The organism is Micromonospora sp. CP22 (assembly GCF_009712475.1).
In the GTDB taxonomy this organism is placed as follows: Bacteria; Actinomycetota; Actinomycetes; order Mycobacteriales; family Micromonosporaceae; genus Micromonospora.
The window spans coordinates 128,876-151,472 of sequence record NZ_VCJO01000012.1; the positions used below are offsets into that span (position 1 = coordinate 128,876).

Below are 22,597 nucleotides of genomic sequence, written 5' to 3' on the forward strand. Positions count from 1 at the left end.
CCCCGACGGAGTTCCAGTAACTCCTGACGGAGTCCAGCCTCATACGAGGGGTAATCCTCGATCGCAGCAGGCAGGGCCCTCCTCCTTTCGTAGTGGTCCGTCAGAACGGTGCGGAGGCTATCGACCCCTGTCCCGCCCTGGTCCCGTCGTCGCCCACGCGCGACCTTTATCTGGCCAGAAAATTGGCCATTGCCTGGCCAGCGGCGAGCACCCGCAAGCACAAGGATGGACCAGTCTCGTCGCAATCAGGAAACGGGGATCCATTCGTCGCCATGTGGGTACGAACAATCAATCGTCATAGCACACACAGACCGGCGTGCGGAGCCGCCGATCGGCCGGGTCAGGACCGGACCTCGGGTGCCCTGACGGACGTGGCCGCGCAGACAGGTGGGTCGCGGCACTTCGGCGAAACCGCTACCGCACTCACCGTAACGGCCTCCTCGGCCGACGTTCCGTCATCGATCGACCACGAACCGCTTCTTCGGCGGGCAGGGGCTCGCCTGGCCGAGTCAATGGAGACATTGTTAGTGGCCATCCAGGGGCGATCCTTCGGATGCAATCGCAGGGTCAGGCAGGGCTCATTCCGTATGGGGAAGGGGGCGTCATGACAAACGCGGATGATTCGATCCGCCAGCCCTTTCCGGCCAGATCTGTCAATTACGCGACACTCGACCGGGAGACGCATTCCCGCCCCGATCCGGCTCAGGGCGAACTGCGCGGGCTCGCCCACCGCGGTGAACTCGCCACCACGATGGCATCGGCGACGCCCGAGGTCCGCGCCCGGCTCACCGGCGCCGCGTACGCGATCGCATGGCCAATCGTCTTCACCAGGGTGACCCGCCCGATGGAACGACGACGTGGTCACTGGGCCTGCGCCACCTCCGTTCGAATGCTTGCCGACGACTGCCTCGACCGGCACCACGACGACGTGGAGGCGGTGGTGACCGATCTCCTGGCCAACGCCCGGGTACCGATCATCGATGTCGAACGCTGGCTCTCGACTCGACTCACTGCCGCAACCGTCGACGGTCACCGCCGTCGGCGCGGTGGTCGGGGCGCGTTGCAACGGCCCCGGGTCCCCGCCTGGCTGGCCCGCGAGCTCGACAACGACCCGTGGCTCACCGACCTGGCGGTTCAGATCCTCACCTGGGTCGGCGTCCCGACCACCGCCGGTACCGAGCTGTGGCCGCTGGACAGGTGGGCGCAGCGACGCGAGGCAGTGACGGGCGACCCGACCGGCGGCGACGGTGGCACCCTCACGAGGGAGATCGAGAGGGTCCTGACAGCCATGCGACGACGGCCCCGGTGGTACGCCGACTACGTGGAACGGCCACTCGGCCGCAAACACGCTCCCGTCCTCGCCGTTCCCGGTGACGGGGTCACCGACCCCCAGCCGTTGGTGCCGGTGGGACCGCAGGAACGGGACGAGGCGAGGCTCGCCGACCTCGCATCCGCCGCTGTCGAAGCGATCAACCATGGTCTGCGCGACGGGGGCGACCCGCGCGAGACGGTGGTTGAGGTACTCCGAATGGTCTTCGGCTCCGACATCGGCAGTGAGGAGATCGATCGTGTGCCCGGCGAAACGGCAGCCACCGACGAGCGGGTCTCAGCCCTGCTCGCCAACGACGCCACCGTCCGGCGGATCGTCGACGACGTGCTCCACATCATCTCCGACGGCCCGCGGTAACCCCCGCACCCGCTCGATGGTGTCCGCCAGCACAGCCGGCTCCGCTCCGGCTGCCACGGCCGCACGCCATGCCTCGGTGAACTCCCGTTCGAGCAACCGCCGGATTCGGGCCTGCTGCACCGGGGAGAGTTCCGCCGGCTGCGGTTCTGGGTCGGTCACCGCTCCTCCACCAGCGGACGGTGGCCGCCGACAGGCGCACGGCGTGCGCGTGACGCACATCCTGGCCCGTCCGGCCGTGCCACGCGTGGCACGGCCGGCGGATCGCCATCGCTGGTCATGGCCGTGACCGACTGGTCCCGGCTAGCCATGTCGCCTCCGATCCGCACCGCACGCCCGACAGGTTCACTGTCATCATCCTGACGGACGGGCCATCGGCACGGCCACTCCCCCGCTGGCCGGTGGGCGGCCGAGGCATCGAGTCGGTCGGCGACCGGGTACGGATGTCAGCGGTACGCCCTCGCCCAATGAGACTCCACGTCGCCTCCCCTCGTCAGGATGCTCATCCGGTCCAGGGGTATTGCACCCCGGTCCCGTGGCCGGTATTCCGGGGAAGGACGGGATCTCGCCCGGTCCCGCGTCGAGGAGGGCACCGCATGTCTGCCGTACCGCTGGATGGTGACGCGCCCTGGGCGAAGGGATCATTCCTGGGCCGGATCGCGCCGGCCGACCGCCAGGAGTTGCTCGCGCTCGGGGTCACCCGCACGGTGTCCTCCGGCCGGCGGCTTTTCGTCGAGGGCGCGCGTGACACCCACGTCGAGGTGCTCCGGCGTGGTTTCGCCAAGGTGACCGCTACTGTGGACGGCTCGGACCGGCTGCTGGCGATCCGCCTACCGGGTGACCTCGTGGGAGAGTTTGCCGCGATCACCGGCCAGGCGCGGTCGGCAACCGTGGCAGCCTGCGGTGATGTGGTGTCGACTGTGATTCGACAGGTCGACTTCCTGCGCCTGCTCGACCGCCGCTCCGCAGTCGCCGCCCAGGTCACCGCCGTGGTCGGCGAACGGTTACGGAGCGCGAACGAGCGGCGGGCCGAATTCACCTATCCAGTGCACGTCCGGCTGGCCCGGGTGCTCGCCGAGATCGCCGCCAGCTGTGGCCGAATCGCCGACGACGAGATAGTCATCGGTGTGGCACTGAGCCACACGGAACTGGCCACCCTGGTCGGTGCGGCAACGGACACGACCCAGCGAGCCTTGCGTACGCTGCGCGCGGAGCGACTGATCCGCACCGGCTACCGCCGGATCACGGTGCTCGACCTGGCGGGACTTCGCGCCCTCGCCGCCCACGCCGACCGCCGTTGAGCCGCCGTTCACCTCGATCATCACGTCTGTTCTCCGCTTGAGGTGTACGACGCCGACATAGGCAGCGGTAGGGCCGAGCACAGCGCCCGCGCCGCACAAGCACAGCCACAGTGTGTCGACGATCGTCGGCCCGGCCGTTGGCACCGCGATGCCAGCCACGTAGATCGTCGCCAGTGCCACGGCCACGGCTAGCGCGACCAGCACCTTCCTGAACAGCGTCCGCTCTTCGCGGAGATCTCGCCGATCCAGCCCACACGATGGGCGGGTGGTGGGTCGGAGGTACCACCATGCGAACGCGCCGCCACGATCGCAGGCGATCCGCTAACCCTGAGCTTGCCCGGCTCACGAACCTCGGGTCGTGCGCGATGATTCCGACACCACCCACCGAGCCGCCGGCCAGCGCCATGGTCTAGACCTCGTGGACCTCTCTGGTCGCCGGACAGGCAGCCCCGGTTTACGTCAGGAGCTAGAACCGTAGAACATTTAGTTCTACACTTGTGCCCATGGAACGCATCGGTGTCCGGGAGCTGAACCAGAACACGAGCCAGGTGCTGGCTCGGGTGAGTGGCGGCGAGACCGTCGAGATCACCGATCGTGGACACCCGATTGCCCGACTTGTTCCGGTAGGCAACGATAGGTCGGTGTTGGCCAAGTTGGTAGCGGCAGGGCGAGCCGTCGCCCCCACCGGCGGCGGCTCTGTTCCACTTCCACCGAAGCTCGGTGACGAGAGTGCGGACGCCGCCGCCTCCCTCGCTGCGATGCGTGACGAGGAGCGCTGGTGATCTATCTCGATTCAGCTGCCGTCGTCAAGCTGGTTCGGCAGGAGATGTGCAGCGCCGACCTTGTCTCCTGGCTCCACAAGCACGACGACGTGCCGCTGGTCTCCTCTGCTCTCGTCGAGGTGGAAGTACCCAGAGCGCTGCGCCGATCAGCTCCGCAAGCTTTGATCGGAGTGCCGGCTGCTGTCGGACGGCTGTTCCGACTGGAGATCGACAGCACGATCCGGGCGACCGCAGCCGCGTTCGCCGATCCGACACTCCGCAGCCTTGACGCCATCCACCTGGCCACCGCCCAGGTGCTGACCAACGAGTCCGGCGCGGCACTCACCGCCTTCGTCACCTACGACCGGCGGCTGCTCGAATGCGCCAAGGAAGCAGGACTACCCGTAGCAAGCCCCGGCCAGAACTGACCCACGAATCCACCACCCTGCCGCAGAGTCCCGCCGCCGTACGGCAACGCCGCCACGACACCGGCCGTGGCCTGCGATCTTGCACCCTCCGTTTGGGTATCCGTTTCGAGCGGGCCGGAGGTACCACCATGCGAACCACATCGCCACGATCGCCGGTGACCCGCTACCACTGAGTTTGCCCAGCTCACGGGCATCGGGCGGTGCCCGATGAACCCGGCCCGCCCATCCGACCCGCCGGTGCGGATCGCCGATGCGGAGGAGATCAACCCGTTCCGACTCCTTCTCGATCTCCATGGCCATGCCGCGGCTCGGACTGGGGTGGTCCGATGACGCCGACCCTGCTCGCCCGAGACGTGAGCACGGTGGCGCTTGGCCGGGATTGATGCCTGGTCGTCGTGGAGTCACATGGTCGCCGTGGCGTTGAGGTTCGGAGAGCGTCCCGAGGTCGCCGTGGTGGTCAGCCTGCTGGCAGGCATGGGGGCAAGATGGTTCATGATCGCGGCCAGCAAGATGATAGCGAGGTTGAGGAAGTGAAGATTCAAGCGCTCAGCGAGCTTATCCGGGCGCTGGCCCGAGCTGACTGGGATGCTGCCGATGCCCTCGTCGCAGAGATCGGTCGTGGCGGTTGGGTCGGCGGCCTCCAGGTAATCGGAGCGGCGTTCACCCTTGCTGTCAACCGGCACTTCGAACCGGATGCCACTCCCACCGATGTTGCTGCATGGGTGTCCACAACCCGTTCGCAGCACCAGGACGGAGACACCCTGCCGGCCCTCGAAATGGAGGGTCTCATCCGCGCCGCCCTCGGCGAACCTGAGTTAGTCGACAACATTCCTGCCGAAACCATGATCGCCGCCGAGATCTTCGTCCTCGGAAAGCTGCTGCAAGAGCAGAAGCTGACCCCGGCCGAGCTGGACGAGTTCGTGGCGGAAGCAGAGGGAGTGGCGGCAGAGTACATGTAGGCATCGCCGAGACAGGGTCCGGCAGCGTTTACGGACGACGGCGGGCCTCAGCGGGCGACAGGTCTTGGGACGGGCCCATGAGAGGTAACCGTCAAGCATTAGCTCCATGACCATCAGTGACGAACGCATGGCAAGGGTCGACAAATTGCCAGGGGCGTCAGGAGCGGTACACATCCCTTCGATGATCAATGTCCACAACGGTCACGGTGCGATTGTCGTCGTCGATGCGGTAGATGATCCGGTAGGTGCCTCGCCGGGCGCTGAACCGATCAGACAACGGTGGCAACAAACGCTTCCCGACCCGGTAGGGCTCTCGCACCAACGGCCCAGTCATGAACTCGTACGCGGCCACCGCGACGGCCTCCGGCAACCGTTCGGCGAGCGCTCGACGGACGGTCGGCGTGGTGCGCAACGTTTACGGATCTTCCGGCAGCCGGGGGCTCACGCGGCCGAGGCGCGACGGGCGCGAATGGTCTCCGCAAGCTGGCCGGCGGACACCTCTTCACCTCGGGCCAGTTCCGCGTCGGAGTCGGCCAGCCGCCGCAGGGTGTCCGCATCCCCGAGAACCGCGACGGTTTCCTCCAGACGCTCCAAGTCCTCCACCGACACCAGCACCGCGGACGGCCGACCATGCACGGTCACGGTCACCCGTTCGTGGTGGTCGTGCACCCGCCCCACCAGCTCAGAGAGCCGAGTCTTCACTTCCCCCAACGGCAGCGTCGTCATGGTCACAAGTATGACCAAAATCCGCTGGGGCGTCCACCGTTCCTCCAGACACCACGCCGATGGTTCGCATGGTGAACACACGTCGCCACGAAACGGCAGGTCAGAAAGTTGCGTGGGCCGGAGGTACCACCATGCGAACCACACCGCCACGATCGTCGGTGACCCACTACCGCTGAGTTTGCCCAGCTCACGCGGATCGGGCGGTGCCCGATGAACCGGGCCCGACCGACCGAACCGCCGGTGTGGTTCGCCGATGCCGCAGAGATCAACCCGTTCCAACTCCTTCTCGATCTTCATGACCAGGCCGTCGCTCGAACGCCGGGAACCGGCCTCGATGACGTCCTGACGGAGCTGGCGTTGTCCGCTGCGGTGGTGTCCTGGTGGACTCGCTGGCAACCCTCAGTGATCCACACCGCGTTGCGGGCGGGCGCGGACCTGACGGACATCGCGAAAGCGACCGGTCTCGACGCGATCGACTTCCTCAGGCGATGGTGGCGATGGGCTGATGTCCAGACGCGGCTGGACATCGGCGGACGTCCGTCCGTGGACCCCATCGAGGTCCGGGCCATCGAGCGTCGGCTCGGGCTGGGGGTGGTTCGATGACTCCGACCCGGCTGGCCCGAGACGTGAGCACGGTGGCGGTGGCCGGTATTGCTGCCTGGTCGTCGAGGAGCCACATGGTCGCCGTGGCGTTGAGGTTCGGTGAGCGTCCCGAGGTCGCCTACGTACTTCCGCTATCGGTCGACGGGATGCTGGTCGTCGCGTCAGCGGCCATGGTCGACGTTGGAGGTTGTGACCGAGATGAAGGAGGCGCAGCTGGCTGGGGCCGCCGACGGTCCGGCCACGAGCCAGGTGTCGGCGCCGCTCCGGCGGCGAACCTCACGACGCAAGCGGGTGACGGGACGCGCGGAGCGGACAGCAGACGTTGTAGCCCGGCTGCGCGCCGAGCGTCCGCAGGCCAGCCCGGCGGAGTTGGCTCTGGCCGCCGGCGTGTCCGAACGTCATGTCCGACGCCTTGTGGCGGAGAAGCCTGAGGACGTACCGCCAGCAGAGAATTCCTCTTTATGGCGCTGATGACCTATGGCGGCCTCCCGAGTTCCGTTGCCCTATCTCGCTCCACGACATACAGCTCAGCTCCGGGCTGCGACGGTCGGCACACGAAGAGTGGACCAAACTCGCTACACTCCCCGGCTGTACCCAACGGCGACGGGGAGACGTGACGCGGTGCGCAAAGCAATCTGGGCGTGTTCGGCGTAGGCCTCGGCGTACTTGCCGCCACCATCGGCTGCGGAACCGCACCGGAGGCGCAACAGCCACCAGCCCAAGCGACAGCCAGCGCACCGAGCGAGCGGCCCACCTTTGACCCACCGCGCACATTCGACGTGTCCGACCCCATCCCGCTACCGGACAGCGCGTCACTGTCGAAGATCAATCTGGGTGGGCAACGCGTCGAGCCGCTACCCGTGCTACTCGACGGGAAGCGCGTCTGGATCTCGTCGGTGGACCGGCTGGAGCGCGTTGACATCACCTCCGGCATGGTCGCCGGCACGCTGCGACCGGCACACGAGCCTGCGCTGTCGCCGTCGACGCTGAACCCGTTCGTCGGTGGTAACCCCGCCCAACCGCCGGTCCTGGCCGGAACCGGTGCGCAGCGCCGTGTGGTGACAGCCTTCGCCGCCACTGCGCCCGGTAAGGGCACGACACCGCCGCGCCCGGTTATCGAAATCCTCGCCGTTGACGCCGGCACCGGGCGTGAAGCTCAACGTATCGAGATCGAGCCCAGTGACGAAGATCAGCACGAGTTGACGCGGAAGCACCCGGTCGTCATCGGCGCGTCCGGCCCCGTGGTCGTCGCCCAGGTCGGCGCCGACACCGTCGCCGTGAATCTCGATGATCGACGCGAGATCTGGCGCCGTCCGGATTTCGCCCTCGGAGCCGTCGCCGGCTCGTCAACGAACACGCCGCGGTCGCCAGCCCACCGGACGCCAGCGGCGGCGGGGTGAAGCTCTACCGCGCCACCGGCTGACTGGTGCACGACCTCAGCCAGCCGTAGGTACCGCAGCCCTCGATGCTGTGGCTCAGCCATCGCCCTCGGTGGCCGTCAGTTCGTCTGTCCGGTTGGTAGGTGCCGGCCGATGTAGCCGACATAGATCCGTCCGCTCTGCGCCGTATCGTCGTAGTAGTGCATGCGGGGGCTGATCATCGCGAACTGAGCGATCTTGAAATGCGCACCCATGAAGATCTCGCCCGCCGCGATGACGGAAGCCGGAACGGGTAGCACCCGCTTTTTCCAGTACGCCGGGTTGGTTCGGACCTCCTCGCTCTCGTCACGGGCATGGCGTCGCGTCGGCCACCCGTGACAGCCATCCGGAGTGTTCTCCAGGAAGCCATGGACGTCCCTAGCCCAACGTCCGTCTGCCTTCGCCGCTGCATAGTCCTGGAGTACCAACAACGCGTCCCAGGTCTTCGAAGCCCAGTTGCCCAGGGGATCGTTGTTGTCAAGTTCCTCAGCGCAGTCAGGATCACCCGTGAACACGACGTACTGGAGCCTTGGCAGCCAACGGAGCATCTCACCGAAGCTGTCCGGGCGGGAGACGTCAGCTTCCGACGGCTGTGCCGTCCAGGCCACCTCTGCTTGCCCGAGAGAGGCGAGCCGGTGGCGCAGCGTCCGTTCCGTCTCCGCGGAGCGGGTCAGGCGTTCAACCGCGTCCCGGTTCTCGATCTGCTCATCGTCCAGCTGCCGTTTGACGTCGTGATACGCCTTCTGTATCTCATCGAGTTCGGCCTGGAGCTGCGCGAATCGGGATGCGATGTCTTTCTGCGCCTCCTGCGATGACCGGCCGACTTCGATCAGACGCACGATCTCGTCTATCCGGTCGACGGTCAGGTGATCGATTCCTACCTTGATCTTCAGGTAGTCCAGCAACATGCCTTGCTGCGCGCCGGCACCATCTTGCTGGCCGTCACTCTGTCGGGTCTCGACGGCTGCTGCCTGGGGTTGCGACGGAACGAGCGATGGTCGCTTCGAGGTGACGTCGCCGAGCCGGTGCACCAACATGTCGTCGGCGATACGTTCCAGCATCCGGTGCACCCGCGCCACCGATGCGGGCAGCGGCTGTTTGAGAGCCTGCAGTTGGGCATTGGAGGCGAGGACCCGCGCGAGCCGGGGCTGTTCGTTGTCGTCGGCGATCCGCTCGGCGCTCAGCACCCGGTGCCGCAACCCGTCGACGGCGGAGTCCAGCTGCACCTGGGGACGAAAGGTACGAAGTCGGCCCGGCAGTACGGCGTGCACCTGGCCGAGCCGGTCGTTGAGCATCTGTGTGGCTGCCCCGTCCAGCACGTAGCACGAGGCCATGCCGATGGTGAACCGGGTCAGGTCGGCGATCCGGTTGGTCCATGGGACTGAAGGCAGCGAGTCGTCGTTGCCGGCGACGAAGAGGACACCTCGTCGCTCGGTGTCGATGAGGGCTCGGTGGACCTCGTCGACTTCGTCGCCGCGGATGACGACTGGTCGCGTCGTCAGGCGTGCGGCACCGTCCCAGGCATCGATGATTTCGAGCATGGGGGCCAGGAAGCGGGGGGTGCCTGCGAGGCGGGGGCGGCTGCGTGGGTCCTCGCCGTCGGGGTCGGGTGATTCGATGTCGATCCAGGCCCATGCCGCCCGTTCTCTCGCATTGGGCGAGTGCACGGTCAGTTGGACGATCCACTGCCCGTCCGGCTTCGTTTCGACGATCCGTACGCGTGTTGACGTCGATCCATCCTGCCCCTCGTGCTGCAGTAGGAGGGCCCTGACGTTGTCACCGATGGTCGCCCACCGATTCTCCTGAAGCGCGGACGGATCCCAACCCTTGGGGTCCGCGATCCAACGGTCGAGTTGTTCCCGCACCAGTCGCTGTAGATGGTCCCGTTCGTGGTGGGTCGCGAACACAGACCTGAAACCGAGCATTTGCGCCGTCCCGAGGGGTTACAGGCGAGAAGGCTGCGCCGAACGCGTCACCGCACTCGCTCGATGCGGCCCCGGTGCCCCGCGTCTGCTACTCCAGCACCTGGTCCCGGTCGGAAGCTGGAGTAGCAGAGGCGGGGGTCGAGGTCGGCATCTGGACAAGGAGAGGTCGATCCGCTTACTTGCTGGGCACCGAGATCAGCGGTTGATCATGGTGCGGATTCCAGGTCGTTGAGGAGCGCGTGCACAGGTGCCCAGCACATCCGGACGGTGTCGATGTCCGGCACCAGGCCGTATTCGATCTGGTGCCGGGGATGGACGAAGTTTCGGTAGTCCCGGACCTTCTCCATGAAGTCCTTGGCATCGGTCTGGACCCACTTCTGCTGGTGTGCGAAATCGAGCAGGAGTTTCAGGCCAGCCCGGTCGGCCGGGGTCCTCCGGCCGTTGTAACCGGGGATGCCACGCTCGCGGACCTCCTCATCGCGATCGGTCACCACGACGTGCAGCAGTCCTTCGACGAAGCTGCCGATTCCGATGATCGCCAAGGCATACGCGCCGTTGTTCTGGCAGATGCTCGCCTCGTCGGCCCTTGCCATCAGGACATCTACCGCCGGGCTGTCGGAAGTCAGCCGGCGCACCCGCTCGTGCAGGTCCGGTGGTGGCCCGTACATCGGCGCTTCGCCCGTCTGATCGAGCTGGCCGAGCACCGGGCGTCCGCCGACATAGGTGACGGTGAGGCGCTCGGGTGCCAGGAGGCGGTTCAGCTCCTGGGCGATCGGCTCTGCTGCCTCGATGCCGCCGTCGTACTCCAACGGATCGCAGATTCGGCAGAGCAGGCGGTCGAGGGCAGCAGCGTCGTCGGCACCGGCGAGCAGCAGTTCAGTGAGCCAAGGAACGCGAGGTGAGCCGTCGTACTGCGGGTCGCCGGGCCACCGGACCCGCTGCAGAAACCGCTCCAGCTGCCAGCCGTTTCGCTCGTACGGTCCGTCGATGTCACAAATCAGGCGTGCTACCCGTTCCAGGGTAAGCGGGTCAAGGATGGCCATCAGGAAACCTCCCGGTCGGCACGCTGTTGCGCGATGTCGAGCGCCTCGGTGAGGCGCTGGATGATGATCGATCCCCGCTTGCGGAACCCGAGTTCGGCCATGGCCTCCTGCAGGCGCTCGTCGCGGTCACGCTGGAGTCCGTCGTTGAGCAGCCACGCGCAGATCTGCACGAGCTGTTCGCGGCTGTATTCGGTGATCCGCAGTCCCACCGGGACTGGGGGACGCGGGCCGCGGCGCGACGGTGCGGCCGGTGGCGGTGCAGGCCGTCGCGGCGGCAGGGGTTCCGGGCGGTGGTTCGGGACGCGATCGGCTTCCGCGACCGCCTGCTTCCAGCGAGCGACGAGTCGGGCGGTCTGGCCTTCCGGGTCCACGTACCAGTCGGTGGACCAGATCCGGTGGAACTTCCACCCGAGCCGCTCGAGGTGCTGCTGGCGCAGCCGGTCTCGGTCGCGAGCGCTGTGCGCCTGGTGATAGGCGTGGCCGTCGGTCTCGACGGCGAGCACCATCCGGCCGGGCTGATCCGGATGGGCGAGCGCCAGGTCGATGCGGTAACCGGAGACCCCCCACTGCGGCACCGCGTTGATGCCCTGCCGCTCGACGGCGGCCAAGACGCTGCGTTCGAGGCCGTTGAGTTCGATGCGGGTGTGCTGCCGCCCGCCGAGTTCGCCACCAAGGTCGACGAATTCCAGGTAGCGGCGCAGCAGTTCGGGGCCGCGGTTCCTGGTCGCGGCGGTCTGGATCGGGTCCATGTCGTGGTGCGAGAAGGCGCTGAGGACGGTCATCCGACAACGCGCGCGGGTGATGGCGACGTTCAGCCGCCGCTCGCCGCCTTCCTGATTGAGCGGCCCGAACCGCATTTGCAAGCGACCGTCGCGGGTCTTTGCGTAACCGATACTGAGGATGATGGCGTCACGCTCGTCACCCTGGACGTTCTCCAGGCTCTTGATGAAGAACCGTTGGCTCGCAGCCCTGTCCTGGGAGAAGAAGGCGTCGAGGTGTTCGTGCTCACGGCGTCGGCTGCGCAGCGCAGCTTCGATCCGCAAGGCGTGCTTCTGACCCATCGTGATGACGCCCAGGCTCTCGTGGGGCCGCTGTGCGGCGTGTTCGAGGATCAGGTCAACGGCCCGGTCGACCTCCTCGGGCGAGGAGCCGCTCTGCCCTGGCGAAACGCGGCCATCGACCGTTTCAAGGCGTAGCGGGGTGTCCACCTGCACCCCGGGGAAAGTCACCAGAGACCGGTCGTAGATCTCGATGTTCGAAAACGCGATCAGGCGCTCGTCCCGGCTTCGGTAGTGCCAGGTCAGCCGGTGTCGGTCGGAGATCAGACCGCTGAGGACGTCGAGTACGGACTCATAGTCTTCGAGACTGTCGTCGCCGAGTTCGTCCTCCTCGCCGTTGCCAACTTGCTGGACGAGTCGACGAAAGAACGGCGTAGGCGGGAGCTGTTTGGGGTCGCCGGCCACAACGAGTTGCGCGCCGCGCATGATCGACGCCACCGCGTCGTGCGGCTCGATCTGGCTCGCCTCGTCGAAGATGACCACATCGAAGATCCGCTCGGCCGGCAGGATGCGGCTGACCACGAGGGGTGACATGGCCCAGCACGGGAACGCGGCGAGGAGCACCTCTCGGGCGCTGCCGAGCAGCTTGCGCAGCGGCAGGTGCCGGCTCCGCTTCGTCGCCTCTCGCCGGACGAGGCTGTTCTGGTCGGGGTAGGTGTCCCGGGTCTTGCGCAGGTTCACTGCCACGTTGCGTCGCACGTGCCGGGCCGCCGCCTGGATGTGCTCGCTGTCAGCGTCACGGAAGTCCGCGACGACGGTGCTGTGCTGCCGACCGACGAACTGCCCAAGGTACGGGACGCGGATGCGCATCTCGTCAAGGACCACCTGGAGCCAGGCGCGCAGCAGGATGTCGGTCGCCTCGCCGCTGGAGACGTCCCGCGCGGCCAGGTCGTCGAGCAGACAGCCCAGTCCCAGCGAGCGGAAGCGCTGCTGCTGCTTGTTCAGCTCGGGCATCAGGAACAGGGTCTCGCGGTCGGCGTCCAGTTCGGCGAGGGTGTGTGCTGCGGTGGTGGCCGATCCCTGGTCGAGGCCGTCGATACGGGCGCAGGCCGCCACTGCGGCGAGGTGGTTGCGGACCTGGACGAAGGACGCCATGCACAGATCGGCACCGGCCAGGGCGGTGGGCATGCTGTCGGATCGACTGAGCTTGCGCCACCGCTCGCGCTGATCGACCGCAGCGAGCAGCCCTCGATACATCTCGGCTCGCTTGCGGGGTGCGGCGGGGCAGGCGCGCAGCAGCTGGCGGCGCAATTGGAATCGGCGGAGAAGTCCGAGCGGTTCGACTCGTCGCGGCCGGTGCCGACGTGGCGCCGTCGAGTAGAGATAGTCGTCCAGATCCGGTCCGAAAATGTGTTCGCTGTAGCTGTCGACGGTCCGTTCGATCTCGCTGAGCAGGTCGAAGAGGTCGGTCCAGGCGGTGAGGTCGTCGGGTACGTCCAGCCCTGCCCGGTCGACCAGATTCCGGATCTGCTGCTGCGCGTTCTGAAGTGCGCCGAAGGCGAGCCCTTCGAGGTGAACCAAAACGTTGTCGACATCATCGGAAGTGTGGATCGCGGCCTTCGCCCACGGTGACGCCCCACGCCAGATCCGCAGGCCACCACGATCGACGAACGTCCGCAGGTCCTCTCGCGCAGCGTCGATCGCCGACCGGTCAAGGCTTCGCAACTGCGAGGCGCGCAGGTTATACCTACTGACGTCATGACTGGGTAGGGCGAGTAACTCGTCGATCACCCGGTACGCGCTCATGCCCCACGGTTGCCGTACCTCGTGCATCTCGGCCGGGTGGCGCTGTGCGGCGGTCCGCCGGCTGCGCAGGCGTCGGTGCAGATCATCCGTATCCACCGGTGGCTCGGCACCGGCCTGAGTGAGAACGGTGGCGATACGTTGGGCGACCTGCTTCTTGTTGATCCTTCGGTCGTGCAGGTCGAACACAAGGTTGTCGAGCCCGACGTCACCGAGTCGGTTCATCACCGCCTCGATCGCCGCGCGCTTCTCGGAGACGAACAGGACACTGCGACCCATCGCCGCCGAGTACGCGATGATGTTGGCGATCGTCTGGCTCTTCCCGGTGCCCGGCGGGCCCTCGATGACCACGTGCCGGCCGGACAGCACCGCGTCAATGGCCGCCTGCTGGGATGAGTCCGCGTCATGAACCAGGAACTCCTTGGCCAGGTCGACCCGGTCCGCGCTGGAACTCGGGCCCGGGGCCGTTTCGACGCGCAGGTGCTGCTGTGCGTTCCGGTCGCCGGCCATGGCGCCGATCACGGGATGCGACGCCAGCAGCTCTCCGGAATTGCGCAGGTCCTTGACCATGGCCAGCTTGTCGAAACTGAACACACCGGCGACCAACGCCGACTCGAGATGGAGGGAGAGGCCGCTGGGCGCGACCGCCTCGGCGATCTGTTGGTAAGCGTTGCTGAGCTGCTGATCAGGGTCGGCTATCTCACTCAGCATCATGCTCAGCTTCTCGCCGAGGGCGATGATGTCCGCCTCCACGCCGTACTGCCGCTCCAGCGCGTACAGGAGCACGGGATTGATCTCGGGCGAGTCGGACAGTTCCAGGGTGAAGTCGTTCTCGGTCGCCGTCCTGCTGTCCAGCGTGAGCTGTTGCAGGATCAACGGTGCGCGCAGGGGCTGCATCGGTACAGATCCCCGGGTATACGAGCCGACCATGCAGAGCAGACCCCGGGCGACCCAGCCGGCTTGAATACCCTGCTCCTCATCCAGCTCGACCAGCTTGCGGCGCAGCGTGCGGGCGGTATTGCAGGCCCTGTTGTGGCTCTCCTGAACCGGAAATAGCGTCCGCAGACGGACCTTCTTCCCCCGCAGCAGATCGCTGATCCCGTCGGCAGTGGCTTCGGCGAGATCCAGTGTGGTCGCCTGCCGTTCCTTGAAGTACAGCAGTGTGTTACGCGGGCCGAAGTCGATCAGCCGGTCTGCCCACCGGCTGGCGGCCTGCTGGACGACGTTGAACGCTTCCGGTTGGTTCATCAGCATCTCGTCTCCATGTCGGTCGACGTACGGCAGTGCTGATCCGCCGGGCCGACGGCCCGAGGGCAAAGCCCTACAGGATAGGGCTTTGAGCAGGTATGGATGCGGATCGGAAGTGCGACAGAGGTATCGAGGAAAGGACCCCAGTCAGCAACATTCAGCTGCTACTGGCCGAGCCAACCCGATGCTTCAGTTCATCGAGCAGTGCGGCGACGTCGCGGTGCCAGGCGCGCAGCTCGGCGTGGGTGGGGGCCAGCTCGTACACGTGGTGGTGCATGGCGCGGGAGAGGCCGTGCCAGGCGGTGCGCGCGAGGCGGGCCGTCGAGACATCGGCGTAGACCGGCAGGGCCAGCAACTGGTGCCGCGTCGGGCATCGGGACAGCACCGAAGCGTCGACCTGTTCCCAGTAGGTCCGGAGCCCCTGTTGCAGGGCGAGGCGGGTCAGGCAGGCGCAGGCCCGCTGCCAACAACGACGCATGCTTCGGCTGGGACGGGTCAGTAGGATGTCGGCTTCACGGAGGAGCTGTTCGGGGGTCACGGCCGCCCCAGCCTTTCCACCAGACGTCCTGCCTTGTCGATCAGGACGTGCAGGTCGCCGGTGGCACCGCCGTGGGTGCCCCGGTTCACCTCGGTGACGATCTCGTCGGCGTCGGGACCGAACTTGCGCAACGCGTCGCGCAGTTCCCCAATCCGCTGACGGTCCCCGAGCAGGGCCAGCGCCAGAGTGGCACGCAATCCCTCGGTCTCGCTGATGGCGGCTTCGGTATCGACTATCGAGGTGCCGGCGCGGAAGGCGCGGATGCGGATTCTCTCGTGGCAGGCATACTCCAGGGCGTCGCGGATCAGGTTGCAGACGATGGTGTTCTTCAGCTTGCTAGCCATCTTCTGGTCGCTGAGGATGGCCCGGGCATCGGTGAGGTAGCGCTGCCCCGGGTCGCCGTCGCGGGCACCGGTCACCGAGATCTCGGAGCGGTTCTTGCGGCTGACGGTCAGGATCCGGGCGTCGAGCTGGAGGTGTCGTACGGCCGAAGGCAGCCGGTCGTCGTGGGTGAAGACGATGACCTGCCGGCGCTTCGCGACCTCCGTCAGGAGCTGCGCGAGGCCGTAAACCTTGGCCGGATCCATGGACTGCACCGGATCATCGATGACGAGGAATCGGAACGGGCTTTCGCGTCTTGTCGCCCGGGGGAGAAACAGCGCCAGCGCGAGGGAGTGCAGTTCGCCCTGGCTCATGACGCTCAGGGCGGCAGCGCGAATTCCGTCGACCTGCACGTCGAGGTCGGCTCGGCGACTTGGGCCGGTCCCTGCGAGGGCGATCTCACCAAGCTGGACGTTGCTGTCCTGCCTGAGCATGTTCCAGATCTCGGTAGCTTCCGCTGCGACCGGTGCCAGCTCGTCGTGGCGGATCTGCTCTCCGATCTTCAGCAGCCCGGCGACCGCCTTTTTCAGAGCGGCATGCATGGTGGCGGCGTGCCGGCTGGCGCGTTCGGTGTCGATCCAGGTACGAAGCTGGTCGGCGATCGGCTGCCACACCTGCCGGCGGCGCTCCAATGCCTTTCGGGCGGCGATCTGCACCCCGTTCAAGGTGGTGAGCAGGGCGTCGAAGGTGGCCACGGCGGACTCTACGATCTTGGCAGCATCACCGGCGGCGAGCAGGTCGTCCCAGCCCTGCCAGGCCATGCGTGCGTCTTCGGTGTGAACCTGCTCGGCCGAGAGGTCGAGGCTCAGCGCGTGCGGCAGGACGGGCACCTGGTCGCGCAGGAGGCGGCGGAGTTCACGCTCCGCACCGTGGGCGCTCTCTAGCTGCTCGGCACGCTGAGTAAGTCGTTGTAGCTGCTCCTGCGCCTGCAGGGTCCAGGCTTCGTCCAGGATGCGCCCCTGGCACACCGGGCAGGGCTGGTCGGGGTGGTTGGCGCGGTGGCGCAGGGCATCGCGGAGCAGTCCGGCCAGCGCCCTCGCCTCGTCGGCCGGGGTGCCGGCCAGGTCCTCGATCTGGCGGAGCGCGACGCGAAGTTGGCCGACCATGGCAGCCACGTCGTCACGGCTGGGCAGGCGCAGGACATCGAGCTGGCGCAGCGGCACGACGTTCTTGTCGTCGGCGGCGTCGTCGCTGGTCGTCAGGGCCTCGAGTCGGTCGAGGTCGACAGCCCGGGCGGTGAGGGCCTGCTCGGCGAGGCGGGCCCGCTGGTCGGGGTGCTCCGCGAGCGCGGCCCGCAGAGCGGGGAGGGCTTCCTTGCCCCTCGTGCGCTGCTGATCCGTCTCCCGGCGGGCGGCCTTGAGCATGTTTTCGATCTCTCCGAGGCGCCGGAGACCGAGGATGTTCTGCAGGGAGTCGTGCAGCTCGCTGGGCTTGTCGAAGAGTCCGCTGAGTTCGGAGTACGACAGGAAGGGCCGGTAGAGCTGCAGGGGCTTGTCCCAGCCGAGATCGGCGATGGATCGGCGAGGCTGCCCGGTCATCTGGAGGAAGGTGGTGACGTCGGTGAGCTTCGCGTCGCTGGCCCAGTTGCATTCCACGACGGCACCGTCGCGGTGGCCTTCGACACCGAGGCGGACGCGGATACGCGGGGTGTCGGGGGCGTGCAGGTTTCGCCAGTCCTTGCGCCACACGGTGCTACGGCCAGCCCAGCGCTTGTTCTCACCGGTGAGGGCGAACTCGGCGGCTTCGGCGAAGCTGGACTTACCGGAGCCGTTACGGCCGGTGACGATGGTCAGTCCTGGTCCGGGGACCAGGTCGAGAGTGGCGGTAGGGCCGATGCCACGGAAGCCGGTGACCTCGATCGCCTTGAGGTACGTGCCGATCGGCTCGGGCGCTTCGGTGTCGTCGACGGACGGTCGGGGTGGGGGCGATGCGGCTCCGCCGAGTACGTCGGTCAGGTAATCCTCGCCGCAGAGGGCGCCGACGATGAGGTCCTTGGCGATCTCGGGCAGGTCGGAACGGTCAAGGTGGTCGCTGATGCGCTGGTCGATGACGGCGGTCTTGCTGTCTGTCACGTCGTACCCCTCTCGACCCAGTGAAAGCATCGCCAGTAGACACCAGAGTGAAAGCACTGTCAAACCGCTTTAACGGGATAGCGGTCGTGTAGGGTGGGCGGGCATCATCACGACCGACAGGACGCCCATGCCGCAGCCCGCCCAGGTGACCGCCGCCGAGATCTCCCGGCTGGCCGGGGTCACGCGCGCCACGGTGAGCAACTGGCGTCGGCGCCACCCGGACTTCCCCGCCCCGTCGGGTGGGACGGAGACGAGCCCGGCGTACGACCTGGAAGCGGTTCGCGCCTGGCTGGCCGCCCGTGGGCAGTTGCCGACCGCCTCTCCCGCCGATGAGCTGCGCGCTGCGCTGCGCGCCAGCCGGGCCGATGTGACCCACCGAAGCAGACTGCTCACGCTCGTTGTCGCGGCTAGTCGCGTTGCCGACAGCGAGCTGACGAAGGTCGGCGGACTCTCCGATGACGAGCTGTCCGCGTGGGCGCGGCAGACGAGCCGGTCGTACGCTTCCGACATCCCCGGCGCGGACGACCTCACCTACCGGCCCGGTGATGCGGAGCTGATTCGCACGCTGTTGCGGTGCGCCGCCGAGGAAGGAGCGGCACGAGCCCTGGACGTGATCGCCGAGGGCGATCTCGGCGACAGCAAGACCAGCGGTGCGTACCGCACTCCGGAGCCGGTGGCCGACCTGATGGCCGATCTTCTCGCCGGCCCCGACGAGCCGTACCCGGGCAGTGTCTTCGATCCGGGGTGCGGGGTCGGCAGCCTGCTGCTGGCCGCCGCTGCTCGCGGCGCTCGGGAACTGTTCGGGCAGGACATCGCGCGCCTGATCGCCGGGCAGGCCGCTGCCCTGCTCGCCGTCACGGCCGAGGGAGCGAAGGCGCAGGTACGAGCCGGCGACAGCATCCGCGACGACGCGTTCCCGACGTTGGTCGCCGACGCCGCGCTCTGCGCCCCGCCCTACGGCAACCGCGACTGGGGGCACGAGGAGCTGACGTACGACCCTCGGTGGTTGTTCGGCCTGCCGCCGAAGGGCGAACCGGAACTCGCGTGGTTGCAGCACTGCCTGGCGCACCTCGCCCCGGGTGGCCGGGCGGTTCTGCTCATGCCACCGAACGCCGCCGCTCGACCGTCCGGCAGGCGGGTCAGGGCCGAGATGGTCCGCGCGGGGGCGCTACGAGCCGTCGTCGCCCTGCCCGTCGGGGTGGCCCCACCGCTGCACGTCGGTCTGCACCTGTGGCTGCTGGAACGCCCCCACCCGCAGGCGACCTTGCCGTCGACGGTGCTCCTGCTCGACACCGACACCGTCGCCACCAGCGAGGACGGCCCGGGTGGGCGGGCGACGGTGAACTGGCCGGCGGTCCGCGCTGCGGTGCTCGGCGCATGGCGCGACTTCGACCGACACCCCGACGCCTTCGAGCCGATCCCGGGAACGGCCCGCGCGGTGCCGGTGATCGACCTGCTCGACGAGGCGGTGGACGTCACCCCCGCCCGCCACGTACGCGCTGCTCCGGTGCCCGCGAGGCCCGACGAACTCGCCGACCTGGCGTACGAGCTGCGCAGTCGGCTACGGCGGGCGGCGACCGGGTTGGTGGCCCTCGGCGGCGGCGACACCTGGTCCCCGACCGGTGCCACTCCCCTGTCCTGGCGGCATGCCAGTGTCGCCGACCTGCTGCGCGGCGACGCGTTGACGCTGCTGCGCGCCCCGGCGTCGATCCGCAGCTCGGGCCCGACCGGGCGGCACGGCGACGCGCCTCGTACGCTCACCGCCCGCGATGTGGTGTCCCGCCGACCGGCTTCCGGCGTCGCCGAGGAGGATCCCTCCGACGAGGACGTCACCATTCGGGCCGGGGACGTCATCCTCCCGGAGATGCTGCACGAGGGCGTCGCCACCGCCCGGGTCGCCGATGCCCGCGACGCCGGGCATCTGCTCGGTCGGCACCTGCATCTGCTGCGTCCGGACCCGACGCGGCTCGACCCGTGGTTCCTTGCCGGCTTCCTCGCCGCCGAGGACAATCTGAACGCCGCGTCGTCGGGCACCAGCGTGGTCCGGGTGGACCCGCGCCGACTGCGCATCCCGCTGCTTCCCTTGGCCGAGCAGCGGCGCTACGGTCACGCGTTCCGCCAGCTCCACGCGCTGCGCGTCGCGGCGGATATCGCGAACCGGCTCGCCGACGAGACCGCCCGCACGTTGGCCGCCGGCCTCACCGGCGGTGCGCTCCTCCCCCCAGATCCACCGGAAGGAACCCGTTGAGCACCAGCAAGCACACCGAACTGGCCAACCACGCCTGGTCGGTCGCCGACCTGCTCCGCGGCGACTACAAGCAGTCCGACTACGGCAAGGTGATCCTGCCGTTCACGGTGCTGCGCCGCCTCGAATGTGTCCTCGCGCCGACCCGGGACAAGGTGCGCGAGACATCCGAACGATTTCGGGGCCAGGACGTCGACGTGACCCGGTTCCTGCGCCGCGCGGCCGGGCACAGCTTCTACAACGTCAGCGGCTACACGCTGAAGTCGATCGCCGCCGACCCGAGCCAGACGGCGAAGCACCTGCAGGCGTACATCGGGGCGTTCTCCGACAACGCGCAGGAGGTGCTGCACCGCTACGAGTTCCCGCAGCAGATTCGCCGGCTCGACGGCGCGAACCTGCTCTACCAGGTGGTCGGGCGTTTCGCGGACCTGGACCTGCGGCCGGAGGTGGTCTCCAACCACCAGATGGGGTACGTCTTCGAGGAGCTGATCCGGCGTTTCGCCGAAGTCTCCAACGAGACCGCCGGTGAGCACTTCACCCCCCGCGAGGTCATCGAGCTGATGGTGAACCTGCTGGTCGCGCCGGACGACGACGCGTTGAGCGTGCCGGGTGTGGTGCGCACCGTGATGGATCCGGCCTGCGGCACGGGCGGGATGCTCAGCGCCGCCGAGGAGCACATCACCGCGCTGAACCCGTCGGCCACCGTGCAGGTCTTCGGGCAGGAGCTGAACCCGGAGTCCTGGGCGATCTGCCGCTCCGACATGATGATCAAGGGCCAGGATCCGGAGAACATCAAGTTCGGCAACTCGTTCAGCGACGACGGCCACCGGACCGCCACGTTCGACTACCTGCTGGCCAACCCGCCGTTCGGCGTGGAGTGGAAGAAGGTCAAGGACGACATCGAGGACGAGTACGAGCGTCTGGGCCACAGTGGACGCTTCGGCGCGGGCCTGCCCCGGATCAACGACGGCTCGCTGCTCTTCCTCCAGCACATGATTTCAAAAATGAAACCGGTGACCGCCGACGGCAAGGGCGGCAGCCGCGTCGCGATCGTCTTCAACGGCTCGCCGCTGTTCACCGGGGCCGCCGAGTCCGGTGAGTCCCGCATCCGCCAGTGGATCCTGGAAAACGACTGGCTGGAAGGCATCGTCGCCCTGCCCGACCAGCTCTTCTACAACACCGGCATCTCCACGTACTTCTGGATCCTCACCAACCGCAAGCTGCCCGACCACGCCGGCAAGGTGATCCTGCTGGACGCCCGGGACCAGTTCGCCAAGATGCGCAAGTCCCTCGGCGACAAGCGCAAGTACCTCACCGCCGAGCAGATCAAGGAGATCACCCGACTGTACGGCGAGGCGCTGCACGCCGCCGCCGACCCCGAGCACCCGCAACACCAGAAGGTGAAGGTCTTCGCCAACGAGGACTTCGGCTACCGGCGGGTCACCGTGGAACGCCCGCTCAAGCTCCGCTTCGAGGTCACCGACGAAACCCTGACCCGGGTACGCGACACCAAGCCGATCGCCAGGGTGGTCGACGTCGACCTGTTCGAGGCCGCCTTGAAGCCGCTGGTCGGCCGCTCGTGGCAGACCAAGCGGGCCGCCTGGGACGCGATCCGCTCGGCGATGGCCGAAGGCGGCGTCCTCTGGCCGACCGGCGCCCCCTTCCAGAAGGCCCTGCGCGAACTCGTCGGCGTCCGCGACCCCGACGGCGAGGTGCAACTCGTCAAGGGTGACCCCGAGCCGGACCCGGAACTGCGCGACTACGAGAATGTGCCGCTGAACGAGGACGTAGAAGAATACCTACGCCGCGAGGTCCTCCCCCACGTCCCCGACGCCTGGATCGACCACACCAAGACCAAGATCGGGTACGAGATCCCCTTCACCCGCCACTTCTACGTCTACAAGCCCCCAAGGCCCCTCGCCGAAATCGACGCCGAACTCAAAGCCCTCGAAGCCGAGATCCAGGCCCTGCTGGGCGAGGTAACCAAGTGACGTGGCAAGAGAACGTTGCATTAAGGTCCGTTGCGGAGGTCACGCTCGGCCGACAGCGTTCACCCCAGCACGCCGAAGGCCCGTTCATGGTCAAATACCTTCGGGCAGCCAACGTCAAGGATGGAACGCTCGATCTAAGTGATGTGAAGTCGATGAACTTCACCCCCGACGAGCAGCGGATCTTTGGGCTACGCCCAGGCGATGTCCTCGTAACCGAGGGCAGCGGAAGCCTCTCCTCAGTCGGAGCCTCCGCAGTCTGGCAGGGCGAGATCGATGAGATGGTGTGTTTCCAGAACACTCTCCTGCGCATGCGACCCCGTAGCGAGATGATGGACGGGCGGTTCCTCGGCTGGTGGGCTCAGTCGGCTTTCGGCTCGGGACTCTTCGCGTCACTAGCCTCGGTCTTTCGCTAGCTGTTGATCAAGGCCGTGATCTGGGCAGTTGATCTTCTCGGTTTGGGGTTGGGTTTCGCG

18 protein-coding genes are annotated in these 22,597 nt (G+C 67.5%); 11 read left to right on the forward strand and 7 right to left on the reverse strand.

Annotated elements, in window-relative coordinates:
• Window positions 1–604: 604 nt before the first annotated feature.
• From FF096_RS19620 to FF096_RS19640, 5 genes are all read left to right on the forward strand, one after another.
• Complete coding sequence (locus tag FF096_RS19620; protein WP_196222587.1) at window positions 605–1,687, forward strand: hypothetical protein; 1,083 nt, start codon at window positions 605–607, stop codon at window positions 1,685–1,687.
• Between the two features lie 593 nt (window positions 1,688–2,280).
• Window positions 2,281–2,985, forward strand: coding sequence for a Crp/Fnr family transcriptional regulator (locus FF096_RS19625; RefSeq protein WP_155220569.1), 705 nt, complete (start codon window positions 2,281–2,283; stop codon window positions 2,983–2,985).
• A gap of 503 nt (window positions 2,986–3,488) precedes the next feature.
• Window positions 3,489–3,767, forward strand: a complete 279-nt coding sequence (locus FF096_RS19630) for a type II toxin-antitoxin system Phd/YefM family antitoxin (RefSeq protein ID WP_155220571.1) — start codon at window positions 3,489–3,491, stop codon at window positions 3,765–3,767.
• Window positions 3,764–4,174, forward strand: coding sequence for a type II toxin-antitoxin system VapC family toxin (locus FF096_RS19635; protein ID WP_309223613.1), 411 nt, complete (start codon window positions 3,764–3,766; stop codon window positions 4,172–4,174). The genes FF096_RS19630 and FF096_RS19635 overlap by 4 nt, the downstream gene beginning before the upstream one ends.
• 485 nt (window positions 4,175–4,659) lie before the next feature.
• On the forward strand, window positions 4,660–5,133 hold the full coding sequence (locus tag FF096_RS19640) for a hypothetical protein (protein ID WP_155220573.1): 474 nt from the start codon (window positions 4,660–4,662) through the stop codon (window positions 5,131–5,133).
• Window positions 5,134–5,290: 157 nt separating this feature from the next.
• Here FF096_RS19640 and FF096_RS19645 read toward each other — a convergent pair whose 3' ends face one another.
• Both FF096_RS19645 and FF096_RS19650 read right to left on the reverse strand, forming a co-directional pair.
• Window positions 5,291–5,545, reverse strand: a complete 255-nt coding sequence (locus FF096_RS19645) for a type II toxin-antitoxin system RelE/ParE family toxin (protein WP_230462771.1) — start codon at window positions 5,543–5,545, stop codon at window positions 5,291–5,293.
• A gap of 29 nt (window positions 5,546–5,574) precedes the next feature.
• On the reverse strand, window positions 5,575–5,859 hold the full coding sequence (locus FF096_RS19650) for a type II toxin-antitoxin system Phd/YefM family antitoxin (protein ID WP_155220575.1): 285 nt from the start codon (window positions 5,857–5,859) through the stop codon (window positions 5,575–5,577).
• Between the two features lie 210 nt (window positions 5,860–6,069).
• Between FF096_RS19650 and FF096_RS19655 the strand changes: the two genes are divergently transcribed.
• The 3 genes from FF096_RS19655 to FF096_RS19665 all read left to right on the forward strand — a co-directional run bounded on the left by FF096_RS19655 (window position 6,070) and on the right by FF096_RS19665 (window position 7,862).
• Window positions 6,070–6,462: a hypothetical protein gene (locus FF096_RS19655; RefSeq protein WP_155220577.1), complete on the forward strand. Its 393-nt coding sequence runs from the start codon at window positions 6,070–6,072 to the stop codon at window positions 6,460–6,462.
• A 74-nt stretch (window positions 6,463–6,536) separates the two neighbouring features.
• Window positions 6,537–6,893 (forward strand): hypothetical protein, encoded by a 357-nt coding sequence (locus FF096_RS27530; protein WP_230462787.1) that lies wholly within the window; start codon window positions 6,537–6,539, stop codon window positions 6,891–6,893.
• A gap of 210 nt (window positions 6,894–7,103) precedes the next feature.
• A complete protein-coding gene (locus FF096_RS19665; protein WP_230462772.1) occupies window positions 7,104–7,862 on the forward strand; it encodes a hypothetical protein in 759 nt (252 codons plus the stop codon).
• A 98-nt stretch (window positions 7,863–7,960) separates the two neighbouring features.
• Here FF096_RS19665 and FF096_RS19670 read toward each other — a convergent pair whose 3' ends face one another.
• The 5 genes from FF096_RS19670 to FF096_RS19690 form a co-directional block, all read right to left on the reverse strand.
• Window positions 7,961–9,745 carry a hypothetical protein gene (locus FF096_RS19670; protein ID WP_309223614.1) on the reverse strand — a complete coding sequence of 595 codons (1,785 nt, stop codon included), beginning with the start codon at window positions 9,743–9,745 and terminating at the stop codon, window positions 7,961–7,963.
• 266 nt (window positions 9,746–10,011) lie between these two features.
• Window positions 10,012–10,848, reverse strand: a complete 837-nt coding sequence (locus FF096_RS19675) for a hypothetical protein (RefSeq protein WP_155220581.1) — start codon at window positions 10,846–10,848, stop codon at window positions 10,012–10,014.
• Window positions 10,848–14,897, reverse strand: coding sequence for an AAA domain-containing protein (locus tag FF096_RS19680; RefSeq protein ID WP_196222588.1), 4,050 nt, complete (start codon window positions 14,895–14,897; stop codon window positions 10,848–10,850). The genes FF096_RS19675 and FF096_RS19680 overlap by 1 nt, the downstream gene beginning before the upstream one ends.
• Before the next feature lie 157 nt (window positions 14,898–15,054).
• Window positions 15,055–15,375 carry a hypothetical protein gene (locus tag FF096_RS19685; RefSeq protein WP_155220585.1) on the reverse strand — a complete coding sequence of 107 codons (321 nt, stop codon included), beginning with the start codon at window positions 15,373–15,375 and terminating at the stop codon, window positions 15,055–15,057.
• Between the two features lie 56 nt (window positions 15,376–15,431).
• The gene (locus FF096_RS19690; protein ID WP_196222589.1) at window positions 15,432–17,888 is read right to left on the reverse strand and encodes an AAA family ATPase; all 2,457 of its coding nucleotides are present in this window, start codon (window positions 17,886–17,888) and stop codon (window positions 15,432–15,434) included.
• 127 nt (window positions 17,889–18,015) lie between these two features.
• Here FF096_RS19690 and FF096_RS19695 point away from each other — a divergent pair, with 127 nt between their 5' ends.
• The 3 genes from FF096_RS19695 to FF096_RS19705 are packed head-to-tail and all read left to right on the forward strand — an operon-like array spanning window position 18,016 to window position 22,537.
• Window positions 18,016–20,136 (forward strand): N-6 DNA methylase, encoded by a 2,121-nt coding sequence (locus FF096_RS19695; protein ID WP_155220589.1) that lies wholly within the window; start codon window positions 18,016–18,018, stop codon window positions 20,134–20,136.
• Window positions 20,133–22,124, forward strand: a complete 1,992-nt coding sequence (locus tag FF096_RS19700; protein WP_155220591.1) for a class I SAM-dependent DNA methyltransferase — start codon at window positions 20,133–20,135, stop codon at window positions 22,122–22,124. The genes FF096_RS19695 and FF096_RS19700 overlap by 4 nt, the downstream gene beginning before the upstream one ends.
• Window positions 22,121–22,537, forward strand: coding sequence for a hypothetical protein (locus tag FF096_RS19705; RefSeq protein ID WP_155220593.1), 417 nt, complete (start codon window positions 22,121–22,123; stop codon window positions 22,535–22,537). The genes FF096_RS19700 and FF096_RS19705 overlap by 4 nt, the downstream gene beginning before the upstream one ends.
• Window positions 22,538–22,597 lie beyond the last annotated feature (60 nt).

Coding starts and splice junctions, on each gene's coding strand:
- FF096_RS19620 (WP_196222587.1), top strand. CDS start 605: ATGACAAACGCGGATGATTCGATCCGCCAGCCCTTTCCGGCCAGATCT.
- FF096_RS19625 (WP_155220569.1), top strand. CDS start 2,281: ATGTCTGCCGTACCGCTGGATGGTGACGCGCCCTGGGCGAAGGGATCA.
- FF096_RS19630 (WP_155220571.1), top strand. CDS start 3,489: ATGGAACGCATCGGTGTCCGGGAGCTGAACCAGAACACGAGCCAGGTG.
- FF096_RS19640 (WP_155220573.1), top strand. CDS start 4,660: ATGGTTCATGATCGCGGCCAGCAAGATGATAGCGAGGTTGAGGAAGTG.
- FF096_RS19650 (WP_155220575.1), bottom strand. CDS start 5,859: ATGACGACGCTGCCGTTGGGGGAAGTGAAGACTCGGCTCTCTGAGCTG.
- FF096_RS19655 (WP_155220577.1), top strand. CDS start 6,070: ATGAACCGGGCCCGACCGACCGAACCGCCGGTGTGGTTCGCCGATGCC.
- FF096_RS27530 (WP_230462787.1), top strand. CDS start 6,537: ATGGTCGCCGTGGCGTTGAGGTTCGGTGAGCGTCCCGAGGTCGCCTAC.
- FF096_RS19675 (WP_155220581.1), bottom strand. CDS start 10,848: ATGGCCATCCTTGACCCGCTTACCCTGGAACGGGTAGCACGCCTGATT.
- FF096_RS19680 (WP_196222588.1), bottom strand. CDS start 14,897: ATGAACCAACCGGAAGCGTTCAACGTCGTCCAGCAGGCCGCCAGCCGG.
- FF096_RS19685 (WP_155220585.1), bottom strand. CDS start 15,375: ATGCGTCGTTGTTGGCAGCGGGCCTGCGCCTGCCTGACCCGCCTCGCC.
- FF096_RS19695 (WP_155220589.1), top strand. CDS start 18,016: ATGCCGCAGCCCGCCCAGGTGACCGCCGCCGAGATCTCCCGGCTGGCC.